9 protein-coding genes are annotated in these 13,004 nt (G+C 76.0%); 7 read left to right on the top strand and 2 right to left on the bottom strand.

What is annotated here, in order from left to right; translation table 11 throughout:
• Positions 1-16 precede the first annotated feature (16 nt).
• From P9841_RS02685 to P9841_RS02675, 3 genes are all read left to right on the top strand, one after another.
• Positions 17-2,164, top strand: a complete 2,148-nt coding sequence (locus tag P9841_RS02685; protein ID WP_283320574.1) for a DNA gyrase/topoisomerase IV subunit B — start codon at positions 17-19, stop codon at positions 2,162-2,164.
• Between the two features lie 63 nt (positions 2,165-2,227).
• Positions 2,228-3,280 (top strand): GNAT family N-acetyltransferase, encoded by a 1,053-nt coding sequence (locus P9841_RS02680; RefSeq protein WP_283320573.1) that lies wholly within the window; start codon positions 2,228-2,230, stop codon positions 3,278-3,280.
• Positions 3,281-3,337: 57 nt separating this feature from the next.
• Positions 3,338-3,814, top strand: coding sequence for a MarR family transcriptional regulator (locus tag P9841_RS02675; protein WP_283320572.1), 477 nt, complete (start codon positions 3,338-3,340; stop codon positions 3,812-3,814).
• Between the two features lie 50 nt (positions 3,815-3,864).
• On the opposite strand, the gene P9841_RS02670 is transcribed toward P9841_RS02675, so the two are convergent.
• Positions 3,865-6,366: a DNA gyrase/topoisomerase IV subunit A gene (locus tag P9841_RS02670; RefSeq protein ID WP_283320571.1), complete on the bottom strand. Its 2,502-nt coding sequence runs from the start codon at positions 6,364-6,366 to the stop codon at positions 3,865-3,867.
• 107 nt (positions 6,367-6,473) lie between these two features.
• Here P9841_RS02670 and P9841_RS02665 point away from each other — a divergent pair, with 107 nt between their 5' ends.
• The 4 genes from P9841_RS02665 (at position 6,474) to P9841_RS02650 (ending at position 11,792) form a co-directional block, all read left to right on the top strand.
• Positions 6,474-9,278, top strand: coding sequence for a bifunctional acetate--CoA ligase family protein/GNAT family N-acetyltransferase (locus tag P9841_RS02665; RefSeq protein WP_283320570.1), 2,805 nt, complete (start codon positions 6,474-6,476; stop codon positions 9,276-9,278).
• A 76-nt stretch (positions 9,279-9,354) separates the two neighbouring features.
• Positions 9,355-9,924, top strand: a complete 570-nt coding sequence (locus tag P9841_RS02660; RefSeq protein WP_283320569.1) for a DUF5998 family protein — start codon at positions 9,355-9,357, stop codon at positions 9,922-9,924.
• A gap of 1 nt (position 9,925) precedes the next feature.
• Positions 9,926-11,104, top strand: a complete 1,179-nt coding sequence (locus tag P9841_RS02655; protein ID WP_283320568.1) for an alkaline phosphatase family protein — start codon at positions 9,926-9,928, stop codon at positions 11,102-11,104.
• Between the two features lie 31 nt (positions 11,105-11,135).
• On the top strand, positions 11,136-11,792 hold the full coding sequence (locus P9841_RS02650) for a thymidine kinase (protein ID WP_283320567.1): 657 nt from the start codon (positions 11,136-11,138) through the stop codon (positions 11,790-11,792).
• A 19-nt stretch (positions 11,793-11,811) separates the two neighbouring features.
• Here P9841_RS02650 and sepH read toward each other — a convergent pair whose 3' ends face one another.
• Complete coding sequence (gene sepH / locus P9841_RS02645) at positions 11,812-12,942, bottom strand: septation protein SepH (RefSeq protein WP_283320566.1); 1,131 nt, start codon at positions 12,940-12,942, stop codon at positions 11,812-11,814.
• Positions 12,943-13,004: the final 62 nt, after the last annotated feature.

Genomic DNA, 13,004 nt, shown 5'->3' with positions numbered 1-13,004 from the left:
ATTAGGCTCGGGCACCGTGTCGACCGCATCCGCCGAGTCCAGCTACACCGCCCGCCACCTGTCCGTGCTCGAGGGGCTGGAGGCCGTCCGCAAGCGCCCGGGCATGTACATCGGGTCGACGGACTCCCGCGGTCTCATGCACTGCCTCTGGGAGATCATCGACAACTCCGTCGACGAGGCGCTCGCGGGGCACGGCGACCGGATCGACATCGTCCTGCACGCGGACTCGTCGGTCGAGGTCCGCGACCAGGGGCGCGGCATCCCCGTCGACGTCGAGCCGAAGACCGGCCTGACGGGTGTCGAGGTCGTCCTGACGAAGCTGCACGCGGGCGGCAAGTTCGGCGGCGGGTCGTACGGGGCGTCCGGCGGTCTGCACGGTGTCGGCGCCTCCGTGGTGAACGCGCTGTCGGAGCGGCTCGACGTCGAGGTCGACCGCGGGGGCAAGACGCACCGCATGACGTTCCACCGGGGCGAGCCGGGCGTGTTCGACGACCGCGCGGGCCGCACCCCGGACTCGCCGTTCGAGCCGTTCGTCGCCCGGTCGCAGCTGGACGTGGTCGGCAAGGTCGCGCGGGGCCGCACGGGCACCCGCATCCGCTACTGGGCGGACCGCACCATCTTCCCGTCGACCGCGGTGTTCTCCTACGACGAGCTCGTGACCCGCGCGCGGCAGACCAGCTTCCTGGTGCCGGGCCTGACGATCACGGTGCGCGACGAGCGCGGGCTGGCCGGGACGCCGGGCGCGGAGGGCCCGCACGAGGAGGTGTTCCGGCACGACGGGGGCACGGTCGACTTCGCCGACTTCCTCGCCCCCGACGCCCCCGTCACCGACACGTGGAAGCTCACGGGCTCCGGGTCGTTCACGGAGACGGTCCCCGTGCTGGACGCGCGCGGCCACATGACGCCGCAGGAGGTGCAGCGGGACTGCGAGGTCGACATCGCGCTGCGCTGGGGCACGGGTTACGAGACCGAGGTCCGCACGTTCGTCAACATCATCGCGACGCCGAAGGGCGGCTCGCACCTGGCCGGGTTCGAGACGGCGCTGCTGCGGACGCTGCGCAAGCAGGTGGACGCGAACGCCCGCCGGCTGAAGATCTCCGCGAAGGACGGCAGCGACCGCATCGAGAAGGACGACGTGCTGGCGGGCCTGACGGCCGTCGTGACCGTCCGGCTCGCGGAGCCGCAGTTCGAGGGCCAGACGAAGGAGGTCCTGGGCACCGCCCCGGTGCGGGGCATCGTCGCGAAGGTCGTCGACACCGAGCTCGCCGCGATCCTCACGTCGAGCAAGCGGGAGCACAAGGCGCAGTCGGCGGCGCTGCTCGACAAGGTCGTGGGGGAGATGCGGGCACGCGTCTCGGCCCGCAAGCAGAAGGAGATCTCCCGCCGCAAGACGGCCCTGGAGTCCTCGTCGCTGCCCGCGAAGCTGGCCGACTGCCGCAGCGACGACGTCGGCCGCAGCGAGCTGTTCATCGTCGAGGGCGACAGCGCGCTCGGGACGGCGAAGCTCGCGCGCTCGTCGGACTTCCAGGCGCTCCTGCCGATCCGCGGCAAGATCCTCAACGTCCAGAAGGCGTCCATCTCCGACATGCTGCGCAACGCGGAGTGCGCGGCGATCATCCAGGTGATCGGCGCCGGGTCCGGCCGCACGTTCGACCTGGACGCCGCCCGGTACGGCAAGGTCGTGCTGATGACCGACGCCGACGTCGACGGCGCGCACATCCGCACGCTGCTGCTGACGCTGTTCTTCCGCTACATGCGCCCGCTGGTCGAGGCCGGGCGGGTGTACGCGGCGGTCCCGCCGCTGCACCGCATCGAGGTGATCGGCGCCGGCAGCCGCAAGAACGAGTACATCTACACGTACTCGGAGGCCGAGCTCGCGGCGACGCTGAAGAAGCTCGACCGGGCCGGCAAGCGCTACAAGGAGGACATCCAGCGCTACAAGGGTCTGGGCGAGATGGACGCCGACCAGCTCTCGGAGACGACGATGGACCCGCGGTTCCGCACCCTGCGCCGCGTCACCCTGCCGGCCGCCGAGAGCGCGGACGCGCTGGTCCGCAGCGCGGAGGAGACCTTCGAGCTGCTCATGGGCTCGGACGTCGCACCGCGGAAGGACTTCATCGTGGCCGGCGCCGCGACCCTCGACGCCTCCCAGATCGACGCCTGACCGCGCGCGGGGGCACGCGCAATCTCGGATGACATCGACGGCCCCGTCAGGCACCGTGGACGCATGACCACGACGCGACCGACGACCGAGCACACCCTGGCACCCATCGCGGAGCGCGCCGCAGCGCCCGCGGTGCTGCCGGAGCCCGACCCGGCCGCCACGGGGCTGACCTGGCGGGCGCTGCGCCGGGACGACGTCCCCGCCCTCTTCGCCCTGGTCGCGCGGACGGAGGAGGCCGACGAGGCGCCGGCGCGCACCGCCGAGGCCGAGGTCGACGAGTGGTTCGACGGGGACTGGAAGGACGTCGCGGCCGACACCCGCGTCGGCCTGGACGCCGACGGCGAGCCGCGCGCGTGGATGGTCGTCGAGTCCCACCCCGGTGACCTGCGCGTGGTCCGCGCGCACCTGTCCGGCGGCGTGGACCCGTCGCACCGCGGACGGGGCGTCGGCCGGGCGCTCGTCGCCTGGGGCACCGGCCGGGCGCGGCAGCTGCTCGCGGCGTCCGGCAAGGAGGTGCCGGGCCGGATCGGCGCCTACGTCGAGGACCACCGCGCCGACGCGCTGGGGCTGTACGCCGCGGCGGGCTTCACGCCGGTGCGGTACTACGCCGAGATGCGCCGCGACCTGGCGGCTCCGCTGCCGGAGGTGCGCCGCACGGAGGGCGTCCGCGTCGTCCCGTGGACCCCGGAGCTCGACGAGGCGGTGCGGCTCGCCCACAACGAGGCGTTCGCGGACCACTGGGGCAGCGAGCCGCGCACCCCGGAGGCGTGGCAGCACGGCCGCTCGATGTTCGCGCCCGCCTGGAGCCGGGTGGCCGTGGACGAGGCCACCGGCGAGGTCGCCGGCTACGCGCTCTCGGGCCGGTACGAGCAGGACTGGCCGGTCGCCGGCTACACCTCCGGCTACACGGAGCTGCTCGGGGTGCGGCGCGCGTGGCGCGGTCGCGGGCTGGCGGTCGCGCTGCTCACCGCCGTGATGGAGGCGTACCGGGAGGACGGCATCCAGTACGCCGAGCTCGACGTCGACACCGCGAACCCGTCGGGGGCGCACGGGCTGTACGCCGACCTCGGGTACGAGGTCACGCACGGCTCGCGTCTCCTGACGATCGAGCTGTAGCGGGCGGCCGGTGGTTTCCGGCCCCGCGCGGGGTCCGGTGGTTCTACGCTGAGCCGCATGGCGGCGGCGCACGCGGCGGAGGAGCAGCTCCCGCAGGACGCGACCTGGCGGGCGTACCTGGGCCTGTCCCGGGAGTTCTTCACCGCGCTCGAGCGGGGGCTCGGGGCGGAGGCGGGCGTCTCCGTGGCGGACCTGGAGCTGCTGGAGCCCCTGCTCGCGGCGGGCGAGCCCGGCCTGCGCGCCAAGGACCTGGCCGCCGCCGCGGAGTGGCAGGACAGCCGGGTGTCGCACCAGCTGCGCCGCATGGAGCTGCGCGGGCTGGTCACGCGCAGCCGCGACCGTCAGGACGCCCGCGGGACCGTCGTCGCGCTGACCGAGGCGGGCACGGCCGCGGCGCGCGCGGCGCAGGCCACCCGGCGGGTCATGGTCGGCGACCTGCTGCTCGGACCGCTGGACGCCGCGCAGGTGCGCTCGCTCGAGGAGATCGCGGCGCTGGTGCGCGCCCGGGTCGCGGCGGCTTGCCTCGGCCGCTGACGGCGGGCCCGGCCGTCGGCCGGGCCCCCGGGCTCAGCCGGCCCCCGGGCTCAGCCGATCGCGACCGGCGGCGCGGCGAGCGGCTGCCCCGAGCCGTCGCGCCGGTCGTCCGGCTCCGGCAGGTCGACGGGCTGGCCGGCGGACCCGGTGGCGCGCGCCGGCGCCGGGCCGGCCCAGGCGAGGAACAGCGCGTCCTCGCCCTTGAGGAACCGGTGCGCCCGGACGCCGCCGGTGGCCCGGCCCTTGCCCGGGAACCGCCCGAACGGCGTCACCTTGGCCGTGCCGGCCTGCGTGCCGGGCAGGGCGTCGGAGGTCCCGGCCACCGTGACCACGACGGTCCCGTCCGGGTCGCTGCCCGCGGGCAGCGCGCCGAAGTGCACCACCCGCGCGCCGGGCGCGAGCTTGATGCCGGCCATGCCGCCGGCCGGGCGGCCCTGCGGCCGGACCGACGCGGCGGGGAAGTGCAGGAGCGCCGCGTCGGACGCGACGAAGACCAGCTCGTCCTCCTCGCCCACGGTCGCGCAGCCGACGACCTCGTCGCCGTCCTTGAGCGCCACGACCTCCCAGGAGTCGCGGTTGGCCGGGGCCTCGCCCGGCGTGACCCGCTTGACGACGCCCTGCGCGGTCCCGAGCGCCAGGGTCGGCGCGTCCGCGGTGACCGGCACCAGCCCGACGACCCGCTCGCCCGCGTCGAGGGCGAGCAGCTCCGGCAGGGGCAGGCCGCCGGACAGGTTCGGCGCTCCGTCCGTCGGGGGCAGCGCGGGCAGGTCCAGCACGGAGACCCGGCGCACGACGCCGCGGGAGGTGAGGACGCCCACCTCGCCGCGGACCGTCGCCGGGACGGCGCCCGCGAGCACGTCGTGCCGGGAGCGCCCGGCGCCGGGCGCGGGTCGCAGCACGACGTCGGTGCCCGCCGTGCGGGCCACGAGCCCGGTCGCGGAGAGCAGCGCGTAGCAGGGCGAGTCCTCGATCTCGAGCGACAGGGCCGGTGCCGCCCCGCGCGCCGAGCGGGGCGCCGGTGCGCCCTCCGCGGCCGTCACCGACCCGCCGGCGGACTCGAGCAGGATCGTCCGGCGGGGCGTGCCGTACGTGGCGGCGACCTCCGCCATCTCGTCGGACACGGCGCCGCGCAGCAGGCCCTCGTCGGCCAGGAGCGCCTCGAGGGCCGCGATCTGCTCGGCCAGCTCGTCGCGCTCCTTCTCCAGCTCGATGCGCGAGAACCGCGTCAGGCGGCGCAGCCGGAGCTCGAGGATGTACTCGGCCTGCGGCTCCGACAGGTCGAAGACGTCGCGCAGGCGGGTGCGGGCGGTCTCCGCGTCGTCGGACGACCGGATGACCTGGATGACCTCGTCGATGTCGAGGATCGCGACGAGCAGGCCCTCCACGAGGTGCAGGCGCTCGCGCTTGCGGGTCAGCCGGAACTGGCTGCGGCGGCGGACCACGGAGATGCGGTGCTCGACCCAGACCTGCAGCAGCTCGCGCAGCCCGAGCGTGCGGGGCTGCCCGTCGACGAGCGCGACGTTGTTGATGGAGAACGAGTCCTCGAGCGGCGTGTACCGGTAGAGCTGCTCCAGGACGGCCTCGGGGTTGAACCCGGTCTTGACCTCGATGACCAGGCGCAGCCCGTGCTGGCGGTCGGTGAGGTCGAGCGCGTCCGAGATGCCGGAGAGCTTCTTGGACTGCACGCCCTCCTTGATCTTCTCGATGACCTTCTCGGGACCGACCGTGTACGGCAGCTCGGTGACGACGATGCCCTTGCGGCGCGGCGTGACGTTCTCGATGCGGGCGGTGGCGCGGGTGCGGAACGCCCCGCGCCCGGTGCGGTACGCGTCGCGCACCCCGTCGAGCCCGACGATCTTGCCGCCCGAGGGCAGGTCGGGGCCTGGGACGAACCGCATGAGCTCCTCGAGCGTCGCGTCCGGGTGCAGCACCAGGTGCCGGGCGGCCGCGACGACCTCGACGAGGTTGTGCGGCGCCATGTTGGTCGCCATGCCGACCGCGATGCCGGACGCCCCGTTCACGAGCAGGTTGGGGATGGCCGACGGGAGCACACCCGGCTGGGTGAGCTTGTTGTCGTAGTTCGGCACGAAGTCGACGACGTCCTCGTCGAGCCCGGCGGTCATCGCGAGCGCGGCGGGAGCCATGCGCGCCTCGGTGTACCGGGGCGCCGCCGGGCCGTCGTCGAGCGAGCCGAAGTTGCCGTGCCCGTCGACCAGGGGGAGCCGCAGCGAGAACGGCTGCGCCATCCGGACCATCGCGTCGTAGATCGCGGCGTCGCCGTGGGGGTGCAGCTTGCCCATGACCTCGCCGACCACGCGGGCCGACTTCACGTGCGCGCGGTCGGGCCGCAGGCCCATGTCGTGCATCTGGAACAGGATCCGCCGCTGCACGGGCTTGAGGCCGTCGCGGGCGTCCGGGAGCGCGCGCGAGTAGATGACGGAGTACGCGTACTCGAGGAACGAGCCCTCCATCTCGGTCGCGACGTCGATGTCGACGATGCGCTCGACGACGTCCTCGGGCGGGACGTCGGGGGTGCTGCTGCGGCGCGCCATGCGGATGCGGCTCCCGGGATCGGCGGTGGGTGACGGCCCATTGTCCCCGTCCGGCGGCCCTGGGGACGACCACGACGCGCGGGCCCGGCCCCGTTAGGCTCGTGCGCATGGCGGAGGTCACCGGGGACGCGCGCGCCGACGAGCCGCGGGACGACGCCGCGCCCGTCGGGTACCCGGAGAGCTGGGAGGCCGACGTCGTGCTGCGGGACGGCAGCACGACCCACGTCCGCCCGATCCGGCCGGAGGACGCCGCCGCGCTCCAGGCGTTCCACGTCGCGCAGTCCGAGGCGTCGACCTTCCTGCGGTTCTTCGCGCCGCTGGAGCGCCTCCCGGACCGCGACCTGGCCCGGTTCACCCAGGTCGACCACCACGACCGGGTGGCGCTGGTGGCCGTGACCGGGGACGACGCGATCATCGGGGTCGCGCGCTACGACCGCGTCGGGCCGGACGAGGCGGAGGTCGCGTTCAACATCGCCGACGCGCACCACGGTCGCGGGCTCGGCTCCGTGCTGCTGGAGCACCTGGCCGCCGCGGCGCGCGAGCGCGGGGTGCGCCGCTTCACCGCCGACGTGCTGCCGCAGAACGGCCGCATGATCGCCGTGTTCCGCGAGGCCGGCTACACGCTGCAGCAGCGGCTCGAGGACGGCGTGGTCACGGTGTCGTTCGACATCCATCCCACGGACCGGTCGCTGGCGGTGACGGCGGCGCGCGAGCACACCGCGGAGTCGCGCAGCGTGCAGGGGCTGCTCGCCGCGCGCTCGGTGCTGGTGCTGACGTCGCCCGACGCGGAGCCCGGGTCCCTGCCGGACCTCCTGGCGTCCCGCGTGCTCGCGGACCTCGCGGCCGGAGGGGTGCACGGGCCGGGGGAGCCGGAGCACCGCACGGGCGCCGTCGTCGAGCCCGCAGGTCCGGCGGAGCCGGTCCAGGTGCACGTGGTCGGGCGCGCCCCGGAGCCCGGCACGCCGGTGGCCGTGCGGACGTGGCCGGACCTGGACGCGGTGCCCGGTCCGGTGGACCTGGCCGTGCTCGCGCTGCCCGCCGCGGACGCGGTCGTCGCGGTGCGCTCGCTCGGACGGCTGGGGGTGCGGGGCGTCGTGGTGCTGTCCGCGGGCTTCGCGGAGACCGGGCCGACCGGCCTGGCGCTGCAGCGGGCCCTGCTGCGCACCGCGCACGCGGCGGGCATGCGCGTCGTCGGACCCGTGTCCTACGGCCTGCTCGCGCACGCCGCGGGAGGGCTGCTGAACGCCTCCCTGACCGAGGACCCGCCGCCCGCGGGGCGGATCGGGTTGTTCTGCCAGTCCGCCCCGGCGGCGGTGTCGCTGCTCGGGTCCGTGCGCCGCCGGTACCTCGGCCTGGCCCACCTGGTGTCGGCGGGCAACCGCGCCGACGTGTCGGGCAACGACCTCATGCAGTTCTGGCAGGACGACGACGGCACCGACGTCGTCGCGCTCTACCTGGAGTCGATCGGCAACCCGCGCAAGTTCTCCCGGGTGGCCCGCCGGCTGGCCCGGGTCAAGCCGGTCGTGGTGGTCACCGCGGGGCGCTCCGGGCACGTCGTGCCGCCCGGCCACGCCGTGCGGCCCACCCAGGCGCCGCGCCGGACGCTCGACGAGGTGATGCGTCGCTCCGGCGTGGTGCTGGTCGACAACACGCACCAGATGCTCGAGGCGGCCCAGCTGTTCGCGCTGCAGCCCCTGCCGCCCGGCGGGCGCGCCGCGGTGGTGGCGTCGTCGCCGTCGATGGCGGCGCTCGTGCAGGAGGCGGTCGTGACCGCCGGTCTGACGGTCGCGGGGGAGGCGGTGATCCTCCCCGAGGACGCGGACGAGGAGCGGGTCGCCCGCGCGTTCGGGGACGTGTACGCCGACCCCGGGGTCGACGTCGTGGTCACCGTGCACGTGCCCACCGCCGGCCCGCGCGACGACCGGGTCGCGCAGGCGCTGGCCCGGGCCGCCGCCGGGTCGGGTCGCACGTCGGTGGCGTGCCTGCTCGGTCTGCACGGCGCGACGCCGCAGCTCACGGCGCCCGACGCCGACGGCCTGCTGCGCACGGTCCCCGCGTACACCACGCCGGAGGACGCCGTGCTCGCCCTCGGGCAGGCGGTGCGGTACGCCGCGTGGCGGTCCGGGGACCGCGGCACCCTGGTGCACCCGCAGGGCGTGCACGCGCGCACCGCGCGGCGACTGATCGACTCCTGGCTCGAGGAGGCGGGCCGTCCGGCGGTGCTCGACCTCGGGCCCGACCGCACGGCGGAGCTGCTCGCGCTCGCCGGCGTGCACGTCCTGGCGTCGGTGCCGGTGCACGACGCCGACGAGGCGGTCGCCGCCGCCGAGCGGCTCGGCTGGCCGGTCGCCCTGAAGTCCACCGTGCCCGCCCTGCGGCACCGCTCCGACCTGGGCGGCGTGCGGCTGGACGTGCACGACGCCGCGGAGCTGCGCGCCGACGTCGCCCAGGTGCTCGAGCTCGCCGCCCCGCACGCACCCGCGGAGGGCCGCGCGCCCCTGGAGGTCCAGGCGATGGCCCCGCACGGCGTCGCGACCGTCATCCGCTCGTCGGAGGACCCGCTGTTCGGACCGGTGCTCGGGTTCGGCCTCGGCGGCGACACCACCGACCTGCTGGGCGACCTGGCGTACGCCGTGACGCCGCTCACCGACGTCGACGTGTCCGAGATGGTGCGCGCCCCGCGGTCCTCCGCCCGGCTCTTCGGCTACCGCGGCGTCCCGCCGCTGGACGTGGCCGCGCTCGAGGACGTGCTGGCGCGCGTGTCCGTGCTCGCGGACGACCTCCCGGAGCTGCTCGCGCTCGAGCTCAACCCGGTCGTCGTCGCGGAGCGGGGGGCGTACGTGCTCGGCGCGACGGCGCGGGTCGGGACGGCCGCGCGCGCCGACGGGCCGCGCCGGGCGCTGCCCGCATGAGCGGCGGGCACGCGGCGCGTCGTGCCCGCGGGCGGACGGTGTGACGGGCCGCCCCGGTCGGTGGGAGGATGTCGTGGTGCCCGCACCGTCCACCGACCTGCTCCGCGACCTGCACCGCGCGGGGTACTACCCCGAGCTGGTGGCCGACGTGCTCGACGTCGCGCTCGCCGACGAACCCGTCGAGGCCCACCTCGTGCACCCGGAGACGACGTTCGACGCCTCCGAGGTGCGCCGGCACGTCACCGTGCTCGCGCTGACGCCCACCCGCCTGGTCGTCGCGCACGTGGACGACCACCCGGCGGACAGCGAGCACCCCTCGGCGAGCGCCGCGGCCACCACGGAGGCCGTCCCGCTGTCGGAGCTGCGGTCCGTCGCGCTGACGCACGTGCTCGGCTCGCCCGAGCAGCACCGTCCCGGCGACCCCGCCACCGAGCTGACGCTGGCGATCGGGTGGGGCGCGGTCTCGCGCGTGGACCTGGAGCCCGCGCAGTGCGGCGACCCGCAGTGCGAGGCCGACCACGGCCTCACCGGGACGCTGACCCCCGACGACGTGGTCGTCCGCGTGAGCGCGGTGGCCGAGGGCGCCGGTGCCGTCCGGGACGCCGTGGCGTTCGCGCGGCGCCTGTCCGCGGCGAGCGCACGCTGACATGACGACCGCCACGTCGTCCACCGTGCCGGCCCGGCTCGCGGACGCGGGGCTCGTGCTGCCGGACTACCGGGGGCCGTCGCTGTCCGGCCTGCTGCCCGCCGTCGCCGACGCGCTCGGCGCGCCCGTGCCGGAGGGCCCGGAGCGCCGGGCCCAGCTCGGCCTGCAGCCGACGCACCGCGTCTGCGTCGTGCTCGTCGACGGCCTGGGCTACGAGAACCTCGCCGAGCGCGCCGGCCACGCGCCGTTCCTGCGGTCGCTGCTCGACGGCGCCTCGGCGCTGTCCGCCGGGTACCCGTCCACCACCGCGGCGTCGATGGGCAGCTTCGGCACCGGCACCGCGCCCGGGCGCACCGGGCTCGTCGGCTACACGGTCCGCAACCCGCGCGACGGGCGGCTCGCGAACATGGTGTCGTGGGACGGCCTGGGGCCCGCCCGGGAGTGGCAGCGCGAGCGCACGGTCTTCGAGCGCCTCGTCGCCCACGGCGTCACGGTGACCACGGTCGGGCCGGCGAAGTTCATGGGCTCCGGCCTCACGGAGGCGGCGCTGCGCGGCGGGGGGTACCGGGCGGCCGAGCCGCTCGCCGCCCGGGTCGACGCCGCGCTGCGGCTGCTGCGCGAGCCGGGCCTGGTGTACCTGTACTGGGGCGACGTGGACAAGACCGGCCACCACGAGGGGTGCGGCTCCTGGCAGTGGGGCGACGAGCTCTCGGCGCTCGACGGCGAGCTGCGCCGCCTCGTGCGGTCGCTGCCGCGCGGCGCGTCCGTCGTCGTCACCGCCGACCACGGGATGCTCGACGTCGACCCGGCGCGGCGCTGGGACGTGGCCACCACGCCGGGGCTCGCGCAGGACGTCGAGCTGGTCGCGGGGGAGCCGCGCGCGCTGCACGTCCACCTGCGGCCCGGGGCCGACCCGGAGGCGGCCGCGGAGCGCTGGGCGGACGTGCTGGGCGACGCCGCGGTGGTGCTCACCGGCGACGTCGCGGTCGGCGCCGGCCTGTTCGGGACGGTCTCCGAGCACGTGCGGCCGCTGATCGGCGACCTCGTCGTCGCGACCACCGGCCGCGCCACCGTGGTGGACTCCCGGACGCAGACGCCGGCGTCGCTGCAGCTCGTCGGCGTCCACGGCTCGCTGACGCCGGCCGAGGTCCGGGTGCCGCTGCTGGCCGTGCACACCTGACCGCGACGCACAGGAACGGAACGAGGAGAGCGTGGCAGAGCTGGTCTTCTTCTGCGGCACGATGGACTGCGGCAAGTCCACCCTGGCGCTGCAGATGCACCACAACCACCAGGCGCGCGGTCGCGACGGCGTGCTGTTCACCCGCAACGACCGCGCGGGGGAGCACCGGCTGTCCTCCCGGCTGGGCCTGTCGGTGCCGGCGCACGAGGTCACGGACACCACCGACTTCTGGGCGGAGGTCGTCGCGCGCCGCACGGGCGGGCGGGCCGTCGACTTCCTCATCTGCGACGAGGCGCAGTTCTACTCGGCGGAGCAGGTCGACCAGCTCGGGCGCGTGGTGGACGAGCTCGGGGCCGACGTGTTCGCGTTCGGGATCACGACGGACTTCCGCACCCGGCTGTTCGCCGGGTCGGCGCGGCTCCTGGAGCTCGCCGACCGCGTCGAGTCGCTCCAGGTCCAGGCGCTGTGCTGGTGCGGCGCCCGGGCCACGCACAACGCGCGCACGGAGCACGGGATCATGGTGGTCGAGGGCGCCCAGGTGGTGGTCGGCGACGTCGCGGTGCCGGACGACGAGGACGCCGTCGGCTACGAGGTGCTCTGCCGGAAGCACCACCGGATGCGGATGACGGCCCGGAGCTCGCGCGCCGGGACGATGTCACCCCAGACGCTGGACCTCGCCGGCGACTGAGCCGCCCCGGCCCGGGCCTCTACTCCGGCTTGGCCCCGAAGACGATCTCGTCCCAGCTCGGCACCTTCGGCCGGCCGCGGCGGCTGCTGCGGGGACGGGCCTCGCGCTCCTCGGCGCGCGGGGCCGCGTCCGCGTCCGGGGCCGTGCCCGTCGCGCGGTCGGCCGGCGGCTGCTCGCCGGGCTCCAGGGCGACGGGCGTCGCCGGCTCCTCGGCGTCCCGCGTCCGCGCGGGCGCGGGGTAGATGCGGGCCTCCGCGGCAGGGGCGACGTCCACCGGGTGCGCGCCGGGCGCCTCCGCGGCGGGCTCGTCGCCGAGCTGGCCGAAGTCGAACGCGTGCTGCGGCCCGAAGCCGCCGAACGGGTCGTCCTCGTCCTCGTCGAGCTCGAGCGCCTGGCGGACGCCGCGGCGGGCCCGCAGGTCGTCGAGCAGCTCGCTCGTCGCGCGCAGGTCGTCCACCGGGTCCTCGGCCGGCTCCGCGGGCGCCGGTCCGTCCACGGCCGCGAGCACGGGCCGCACGTCGGCGTCGACGTCGTACACGAGGTCGCGCACCGCGGACAGGTGGCGCCGCGGCACGGGGCCGTCGGCGATCTCCGTCTCGGACAGCCAGCGGGCCTCGTCCTCCTCGGCGTGCACGGCCCGGGCGGACGCGTCGTACGCCCAGCGCGCCTCGCGGGCGTCGTCCTCCACGCGGAACCGCGCGACGACCGTCCAGCCGGCGCCGGTCTCGCGGTACGCGTCCCACTCGACGCCCTCGGGGTCGACGCCCCGCGCGGCGAGCCGGTCCACGACCAGGTCGCCCAGCACCGGCGCGCCCACGTCCCGCCCGACGCGGGTCGCCCGGGCCTGCTCGGCCACGAACTCGCGCTCGGCGAGCACGGGCCCCTCGAACCGGCGCACGTGCTCCACCGCCAGGCCCGACTCCTCCGCGATCTGCTCGGCGGACTGCCCCGCGCGCACGCGCGCCTGGATCTCCCGCGGGCTCGGCACCCCCGACTGCTCCGCGCGGATCTGCTCCAGCTGCGGCCGGTCGCGGCGCACGGCGGCACGCAACGGCTCGTCGATGCGCAGGCGGTAGCGCTGCCCGTCGGCCGCGGCGAGCACGAGGTGTTCCCCGTCCTCGTGCAGCCCGATCAGCTCCAGCTCGGCCATCACCTCTCCCATCGTCCGCGACGAGCCTGCCATCGCCCGGCCCCGATCCCGCGGAGGCTGGG

It is taken from the genome of Cellulomonas sp. ES6 (assembly GCF_030053835.1).
GTDB lineage: Bacteria > Actinomycetota > Actinomycetes > Actinomycetales > Cellulomonadaceae > Cellulomonas.
This window is presented reverse-complemented; position numbering and strand designations above follow the sequence as displayed.